General features: G+C 34.7%; 7 protein-coding genes. 2 read left to right on the plus strand and 5 right to left on the minus strand.

The window, feature by feature from the left end:
- Positions 1-6 precede the first annotated feature (6 nt).
- A complete protein-coding gene (gene mprF / locus EVI01_RS10910; RefSeq protein WP_010751299.1) occupies positions 7-2,595 on the plus strand; it encodes a bifunctional lysylphosphatidylglycerol flippase/synthetase MprF in 2,589 nt (862 codons plus the stop codon).
- A gap of 186 nt (positions 2,596-2,781) precedes the next feature.
- Here the strand turns inward: mprF and EVI01_RS10915 are convergent, their stop codons facing one another.
- The 5 genes from EVI01_RS10915 to EVI01_RS10935 form a co-directional block, all read right to left on the minus strand.
- Positions 2,782-3,075 carry an antibiotic biosynthesis monooxygenase family protein gene (locus tag EVI01_RS10915; RefSeq protein WP_010751300.1) on the minus strand — a complete coding sequence of 98 codons (294 nt, stop codon included), beginning with the start codon at positions 3,073-3,075 and terminating at the stop codon, positions 2,782-2,784.
- Between the two features lie 116 nt (positions 3,076-3,191).
- On the minus strand, positions 3,192-4,379 hold the full coding sequence (gene tuf, locus EVI01_RS10920; RefSeq protein ID WP_010751301.1) for an elongation factor Tu: 1,188 nt from the start codon (positions 4,377-4,379) through the stop codon (positions 3,192-3,194).
- A gap of 286 nt (positions 4,380-4,665) precedes the next feature.
- A complete protein-coding gene (locus tag EVI01_RS10925) occupies positions 4,666-4,941 on the minus strand; it encodes a DUF1048 domain-containing protein (RefSeq protein ID WP_010751302.1) in 276 nt (91 codons plus the stop codon).
- A gap of 7 nt (positions 4,942-4,948) precedes the next feature.
- On the minus strand, positions 4,949-5,296 hold the full coding sequence (locus EVI01_RS10930) for a DUF1048 domain-containing protein (protein WP_010751303.1): 348 nt from the start codon (positions 5,294-5,296) through the stop codon (positions 4,949-4,951).
- 20 nt (positions 5,297-5,316) lie between these two features.
- The gene (locus EVI01_RS10935; RefSeq protein WP_010751304.1) at positions 5,317-5,637 is read right to left on the minus strand and encodes a PadR family transcriptional regulator; all 321 of its coding nucleotides are present in this window, start codon (positions 5,635-5,637) and stop codon (positions 5,317-5,319) included.
- A 200-nt stretch (positions 5,638-5,837) separates the two neighbouring features.
- Here EVI01_RS10935 and EVI01_RS10940 point away from each other — a divergent pair, with 200 nt between their 5' ends.
- Positions 5,838-6,191: a YxeA family protein gene (locus EVI01_RS10940; RefSeq protein ID WP_010751305.1), complete on the plus strand. Its 354-nt coding sequence runs from the start codon at positions 5,838-5,840 to the stop codon at positions 6,189-6,191.
- The last annotated feature ends 171 nt before the right edge of the window (positions 6,192-6,362 follow it).

Below are 6,362 nucleotides of genomic sequence, written 5' to 3' on the forward strand. Positions count from 1 at the left end.
GATTTTTTGTTAAAACAGACCTTACAATGGTTAAAAAACCATTTAAGTCTCTTCAAAACAATATTTTTAATTTCTGTAGTCGTCATTATCATCAGTGAATTGATCAGAATCGGTAAAACACTATCAGTCGCTCAATTAGACGAAACATTTGGGACGATTCCTTTGTGGAAGACTATTTTAATGCTCCTCATTGGCTTGCTTTCTGTTTCACCAATGATCGGTTATGACATCATCCTCAATCGTTTGTTAGATCAAAAACCGCCAAAAAGATATTTATTAGAAACCAGTTGGATGATCAATACAATCAACAATGTTGCTGGTTTTGGTGGCTTTGTTAGCATCGGCTTACGTTCGGAATTATATGGGCGTAAAAAAGATAGCAAACACTTGATGCAAGCTCTATCTAAGATTTTTTTATTTTTAATGGCCGGTCTTTCTATTTATAGCTTGCTTTCCTTTTTTATGGTTGTCTTTACGCCAGTCGCTCCTTTTATTAAACAATATTGGATCTGGTTAATTGGTGGAGGGCTATATTTTCCACTGGTCTTTCTTGTTACTACACTAAAAAAAGACGGCTATATTGGCGGTCTCTCTTTAAAAACACAAGGGCAGCTACTTCTGGTTTCATTCTTAGAATGGACGGGAGTTTTATGTACCTTTCTTGCCGTCGGTTCACTAATGGATATCAAAGTTGACTTGTGGCAAACCATTCCCTTATTTATTGCCGCTTCAGTTATCGGGATCGTCTCTATGATTCCTGGTGCAATCGGGAGTTTCGATATTATGATGATCATCGGCTTATCTGCCATTGGTATTCCAAGAGAAGTGGTCGTCGTGTGGATCTTATTGTATCGCATATTTTACTATATTATTCCCTTTTTGATCGGCATTGTCTTTTTCTTTAAAACGATTGGCTCTACCTTTGATCAACGTTACTCCGGTATTCCAAAACAACTTGCCACAGAGGTTGCTCATAAGATTGTCGTTGTGCTTTTATATTTTTCTGGTATCATGCTCGTTCTTTCAGCAACCATTCCACAAGCATTTACTGAATTTCGTTGGTTGCACCGTTTAAATCCATTAAGGTTACATTTTATTATGCAGTTTCCAAGTATTTTATTAGGTTTTTTATTTGTAATTATGGGGCGAGGAATTGCAGCCAGAGTCAAAAGAGCCTATTGGCCGACAATTATTTTGATCTTTCTAGCAGTTGCTTACGTAGCGATCACTAACTTTAGCCTATCAGCAGGTATTTTTCTCTTGTTGCTATTATTGATCGTTATTGCTTCAAAAAATGAACTTTTTCGAGAACAACTCATTTATTCTTGGGAATGGTTGACAATTGATGGCCTTATCATCGGTGCTTTATCCTTACTTTATATCATTATAGGTGTTTACAACTTACCGACATTTCCGCATCGTAAACATCATTTTATTTCGTTCTTTCTATTCCCGTCTGAAAAAATTTGGTTATCAGGATTACTAGCGATCATTGCAGTCAGCTTCATCATTATTCTTTTTGTCCATTTTTTTCAAGGAAAAAAACAACAAGTTGGTGAAGACTTTGATGAGGAAAAAGCCTTAGCCATTTTAAATACATTTGGTGGGAATTCAGACAGTCAATTAATTTTCTTAAAAGATAAACGTATGTTTATTTATGAAAAAGACCAAGTTGGAACGGTCTTATTGCAATTTGCTTGCTACAATAATAAATGTATCGTTATGGGTGACCCCTCTGGAAAAAAAGAAGATTTCCCAGAGGCAATCGAAGCGTTCATCAAAGAAACTGATCGCTTGTGCTACTTGCCTGTTTTTTATGAAACAAGTGAAGAAATGGTCATGATCTTACATGAATTTGGTTATGATTTCATTAAGATGGGCGAAGAAGCTCACGTGGAGTTAGCTACTTTTACTACTTCTGGGAAAAAAATGAAGGGCTCTCGAGCCATCTTAAATCGAATCGAACGTGAAGGATTTATATTTGAAGTGATTCATCCGCCATTTTCATCTGAGGAAATGAGTGAATTAAAACAGATCTCTGATCAGTGGCTAGGTAGTCGGAAAGAAAAAGGTTTTTCATTAGGTTTCTTCTCGGAAGATTATCTTCAACGTGCACCGATTGCCGTTTTAAAAGATCAGCAAGGAACGATGGTCGCTTTTGCCTCAATTATGCCTACTTATACAGACAATAAGATTGGAACCATTGATTTAATGCGTTATGATCCAGATAAAGCACCAGCTGGTAGCATGGATTTTCTTTTCCTTCATTTATTTGAATACATGAAAGAAGAAAATATTGCGTACTTTAATTTAGGAATGGCCCCTTTATCAAATGTTGGAACTTCAAGGAAAAGTTTTATTCAAGAACGAGTGGCTTATTTAGTCTATGAGTTTGGCTCGCATTTTTATTCTTTTCACGGATTACGTGAATACAAAGACAAATACGCCACAAGTTGGACTTCTCGCTATACCTCTTATTCTCGTGATAGTTGGATTGCTTATGTGATGATCGTCTTATTAATTATTGATAACGCACCAGTTGGCAATAAAAAGAATCGTCTATTTGGCTTAAAAAAATGGATACAAAAGCGATAAAAAAATTGAATTACTATCTAAAAAAGGATTCTAAACAAAAAACCACAAAACTGAAGCGACCTCCAAAAGTTAGAGTAAAAATCTAACTTTTGGAGATCGCTATTTTTATGGTTCATTTACAACTATTTCATTGCGTGAATTGAAACCTTTCAGGACTGCTACTGATAGCTAAAATCTCTCCTAAAATTATTTGATTTCTTGAAATTTTTCGACTTTCAGCCGTAATTTATATTTCTTTCGTAAACGAGCAATCTCTTCCATCATTTCCGATTGATGATGAATGTCAATAGCTTCTTCATTCCGCCACCGGTCAATCAATAATACCGAGGTTGTATCTTCTAAAGGGAAAAAATAGTCATAACGCTCATTGCCCTCTTGTGCACGAATTTTTTCTACGAGTCCACTTTCAAGCATTTCTTTTGCAAAATTTCTTGCACTGTCTCCTTCACCTGAATAAAGAATGTTCACTGTAATACTCATGAATAGAACCTCCTAATCAATTATTTGCTTTTTATTATACTATAAATTCTTTTTTTTAATCATACTTATAAGAAACACGCTTTTTTATAAGTTATATAAATCGTCATTTATTTTTATTAAGCTTCGATTTCTGTTACGATACCTGAACCAACTGTACGCCCACCTTCACGGATAGAAAAAGTGGTTCCATTTTCAATGGCAACAGGGTGTATCAATTCTACATCAATGGTTACATTATCACCAGGCATAACCATTTCCGTTCCTTCTGGTAAAACAATCGTTCCTGTAACATCAGTCGTACGGAAATAAAATTGTGGACGATAGTTATTAAAGAATGGCGTATGACGTCCGCCTTCTTCTTTTGTTAAAACATACACTTCTGCTTTAAATTTGGTATGCGGTGTGATAGAACCAGGCTTAGCAATGACTTGTCCACGTTCGATGTCTTCACGTTGGATACCACGTAATAAGACACCTACGTTATCTCCTGCTTCCCCATAATCAAGTGTTTTACGGAACATTTCTACCCCTGTAACAACCGCTTTTTGTGTTTCTGGTTTGATCCCAACAATTTCGATTTCATCCCCAACACGAACAGCCCCACGATCAATACGTCCAGAAGCAACTGTTCCACGTCCTGTAATGGAAAAGACATCTTCCACTGGTAACAATAACGGTTTGTCTGTGTCACGTTCAGGTGTTGGAATGTATTCGTCCACTGTATCCATCAATTCCATAATGGCATCTTCTGCATCAGGATCACCTTGTAATGCTTTTAAAGCAGACCCTTTGATGACAGGTGTATCATCACCTGGAAATCCATATTCACTTAAAAGTTCACGAACTTCCATTTCTACTAGATCAATTAATTCTTCATCATCCACTAAATCTGTTTTATTCAAGAAGACAATCAAGTATTTTACTCCTACTTGGCGAGAGAGTAAAATGTGCTCACGTGTTTGTGGCATTGGGCCATCTGTTGCAGATACGACTAAAATTGCTCCATCCATTTGAGCAGCCCCAGTAATCATGTTTTTTACATAATCCGCATGTCCTGGTGCATCGATATGTGCATAATGTCGTTTATCTGTTTCATATTCTACATGTGCTGTGTTGATCGTAATCCCACGTTCACGTTCTTCAGGCGCTGCATCAATACTTGCGTAATCTTGAGGATTTGCTAAGCCTTTTTTACCTAATACTGTAGTGATCGCAGCAGTTAAAGTTGTTTTCCCATGGTCGACGTGACCAATGGTTCCAATGTTTACGTGTGGTTTACTTCTATCATAATGTTCTTTTGCCATAATTAACAAACCTCCTAAATAATTTCGAGCTTTCTTTTTTAGCCCTCACTCGTTATTCATTATAGACTCTTTTGAAAAAATTCAAAAAGAATCTGTCCGCCTTACTTTTTGTAAGTATCGAACAATTTGTATTATACGTCAAAGTTGGTCAAAGTCAACTAAGAACACTTATGGTCATGATAACAGTAGGAAAAGAACTTTCTAGTTAAAATATGTTACATTTCTCGATAAAATAATTTTACATTGGTTGATTCTTTACGCCTTTTCTTCAACACCCACTTTTGGTTCAATATTTTTGACTTTCAATCAAGCCATCACAAAATGCTGCGATATCTTTTCCAGTAATGTCAAGTACAGCTTTTCCATTTGTTGAACCTTCTTCAAATAAATCAAGGATTTCCTGCAGGCATTCAGCCATTTGGAATGTTTCTACAGATAGCACTTTAAAAAAATATTTTCGACATTCTTTATAAACCATTTGATAATCTTCTGGAAGTTTTTTTACACGATTCATATAAGCATGCCAATCTTTTTTTTCTTTGATCATTTTTCGAAACATCATCGTTTTTTCACTTCCTTAATTTTTTTTCAACTGATTGATTCAATTGATTACGCCATTTGTTTCGCAGATTTTCTGCTCCTTCAGCGGTAGCCACATCTGTTGTAAATTCTTTTATGTCTTCCCCAATAATGTTTTCAACAGCGATTCCTTCCAAGGCTGATTCTTCCAACAATCCTAAAATGCCATCTAAAATAGGCACAAGGTTTCTACCAGAAAAATCACTATACTCCCATAAATAACCTTGTATTTTTTGCCAGATGTCTTGGTATTCTGGAGGTAATTCACTGGCACGAATATTAAATTTTTTAAATATCTGTCTTAGATCATTTCCAGTAACTTTATCGTAAAATTTCATTATTTCGCCTTCTTTTTTGCTTATTGTTTAACTTTTCTTAGCTGTGTAACTAAAAACTCCCACTTTTTCCAAAACTCTTCTAAATATTTTTCTCCTGAGGCATTTAATTGATAAAATTTCCGAGCTGGTCCTAACTCAGATTTTCTTTTTTCCGACTCTATTAAATTCTTTTTTTCTAATCTTAACAAAATTGTATAAACGGTACCTTCAACGATTTCTTGGAAACCGATTTGAACGAGCTCATTGGTAATTTCATAACCATATGTTTCTTGCTTATTTTTAATGATCTGTAAAACAAGTCCTTCCAGTACACCCTTTAATAATTCAGTCATTTCTTTCAAATTTTCACACCTTCTTTATTTATAGTACTATGTAATACTAAGTACGTGAGTATCCTATCAGTTAAACCTAAAAAAAGCAACTACTTAATGTTAAATAGTAGTTAGAGTAACTAAAATATTTAGAAAAGGTTATCTTTTGATGGTTTTTGTAGACGAATCGATTCAAGTAGGAAATAATAGAAACGAGGTGAAAGCGAAAAATGAAAAAACTAATTAGTTTACTCGTCATACTAGCTGTATTTATTGGAGGTAGTTTTGTTGCTTATCATTATTTCTATGGTGGAACAGCATATTATACAAAAATCACTACTCTTGGCACAAGAGAAAACGAAAAAGATGATGAGAGCCATGATACCACACATTATATTTATAACCAGACTGCATACAATAAAGATGGTGAATCAAAACAGGTTGTGTTAAGTGAATTTAGAGAAAAACCGTTAAAATTAAATGCATATTTAAAATTAAAAGTTAACCCTAGAAAAGGCGTCATCAGCTGGGAAGAAGTTTCTCATGATGAAGTTCCTAAAAAAGCAATCGAAAAAATAGAATAAAAAAAGAAATAACTTACAAAAATAACGAGCTTAAATTGTTAGAACCACCTTTCATTTGATACTTAATAAGAAGGATGAGACTTAAATTGACCCAAGTCTCATCTTTCTTTTCATGTCTATTTTTTCTACAAACACAAAAAAAAGAATCGGTTTTTCCTTTATGCTATGACA

The organism is Enterococcus villorum (genome assembly GCF_007990225.1).
Lineage (GTDB): Bacteria > Bacillota > Bacilli > Lactobacillales > Enterococcaceae > Enterococcus_B > Enterococcus_B villorum.